Raw genomic sequence first — 1,966 nt, forward strand, 5'->3', positions numbered from 1 at the left:
CGCACTTCCTGCCGCATCTCAACCGCGATGCCGTCTACCGCATCCTCAAGGCTGAGGGGCTGGGCCGCCTGCCGCCGGCGCAGCAGCGCAAACGCAAGAGCGGCACGTTCAAGGATTACGATCTCGGCTTCATCCACATCGACATCAAGCACTTACCCAAGCTGCGGACCGCCAATGGCGAGAGACGCAAGCGCTTTCTGTATGTGGCCATCGACCGCTGCTCGCGCTGGGTGCACCTGGCAGTCAAGGACGACGAGCTGGCCACCAGCGCGGTCGCTTTCCTGACCGAGGCGGTGCGCGCCTTCCCCTTCAGGGTCACGCACGTGCTGACCGATCGCGGCTCGTGCTTCACCGCCGATGGCTTTGAGGATGCCTGCCGGAAGCTGAAGGTGGAGCATCGCAAGACCAAACCCTACACGCCGCAAACCAACGGTCTCGTCGAACGCTTCAACGGACGGGTACAGCGCGAGGTGCTGGGTATCACCATCTACAGTCACCGGGATCTGGAGACGCTGCTCAAGGGCTTCAACCAAGCCTACAACCGGAGACGTCAGCGCGTGCTCAAGGGCGTCTCACCTGAACAGGTCGTGCAACGGCGACTGACCGCCGAGCCGAAGCTGGCCAACCGCCGCTACAAGCCGCCCGATTCAGATGCTTTGCCGCCAGCCCTCCAGGTCGTCGCTCACGCCAAGGAGGTCTCGCATCCAGACAACTAAATTAGCACGTGGTCAGGCTCGCTCACGTTTGAGGTTTTTTGAATCCGACAAACCACCCCGCAGAGACATGCCCTTCGGTCCGAAGCATTCCCGGAAGCGCGGGCTTCTACATCTTGGCAGGATGAAGGAGGAAAGCATGCGAGCCTTGGTTTAGCACGGCAAGGAAGATATCCGCTGCGACACCGTCACGAACCCTGAGATCGAGCAACCGCGCGACGCCATCGTCAAGGTGACGAGCTGCGCCATCTGCGGCTCGGACCTGCACCTGTTCCACAACCTCATCCCAGCGATGCTGCCCGGCGACGTCCTGGGGCACGAGATGATTGGGGGAGGTCGTCGAGGTCGGGCCTGAGGCCAAGCACAAGCTCAACGACCGGGTGGTGGGTCCGTTCACAATTATCTGCGGCGTGGTTCTAATTCCGCTTCAGTTACCCATACCATTCGGTGTCCCCTCCACGCTGGTCGCATCGGACACGGTGGGCCTGATCAAGAGCGCCCTGGATGATCAAAAGTACCGCTGGCTGAAGGAGGCAGGAGCCGTCGCGCAGCTGTGGGAAGCGTCAATGATGCTGGTCACCACCTTGGAGAACACCTTCCTCCCCATGGAGCACTGGACCGGGAGGCTCAACCAGATCAGCAGACCCGAGACCGCTGGCGAGCACGCTACCACGCTGCCCTTCTTCGGCTGCGGCAGGCGGGGATCGAGATCCCGGCTGACGGGCAGGCCGGTGCCGAGGCCTACATCTCCTGCCGGATGCAATGGGATCATCACATCACGAACCTGACCCTGTCGCTGCGCATCATTCGCCTCATTGCCGACTTGGCTGAAGATTGGCGTCAGCTCGACGAGCGCATTGGTGCCGTGTCAGCCGAGATCGAAGCGCTGGCGGTGCAAGACGAGCACTGCCATCGCCTCATGAGTGTGCCGGGCGTGGGGCCGATCATCTCGTCTGCCGTCGTGGCGGCGGTTGGCACCGGGGCTGGGTTCAAGCAGGGGCGGGACTTCGGCGCCTGGCTCGGGCTGGTGCCGAAGCAGGAGTCGACCGGTGACCGCACGATCCTGGGCAAGATCTCCAAACGCGGCAACAAGTACCTGCGGACCCTGTTCGTGCAGGCCGCCCACATCGTGCTGGTGCGCCGTCCGCATGGGGCGAGGCTCGGCCTGTGGCCCTGGATCGAGGCCGCGGGACGACGATCATGGGGACCGCCTGTCCGGGATGGCTTTGTCTTGCGTTGCGGGTGAGTGAGAC

Annotated in this window: 1 protein-coding gene and 2 pseudogenes; all 3 read left to right on the forward strand. The window is 63.2% G+C overall.

The annotated features are described in order from the left end of the window. Positions 1-716 (forward strand): DDE-type integrase/transposase/recombinase (locus OC446_RS30170; protein ID WP_262032560.1); only part of this gene is annotated, 716 nt, incomplete at its 5' end. A gap of 169 nt (positions 717-885) precedes the next feature. Continuing rightward, positions 886-1,123, forward strand: a pseudogene (locus tag OC446_RS30175) (alcohol dehydrogenase catalytic domain-containing protein); the annotation flags it as partial. 380 nt (positions 1,124-1,503) lie between these two features. After that, a pseudogene (locus OC446_RS30180) lies at positions 1,504-1,911 on the forward strand (transposase); the annotation flags it as partial. Positions 1,912-1,966: the final 55 nt, after the last annotated feature.

The sequence above is a fragment of the Microvirga sp. Mcv34 genome, assembly GCF_024519725.1.
Lineage (GTDB): Bacteria > Pseudomonadota > Alphaproteobacteria > Rhizobiales > Beijerinckiaceae > Microvirga.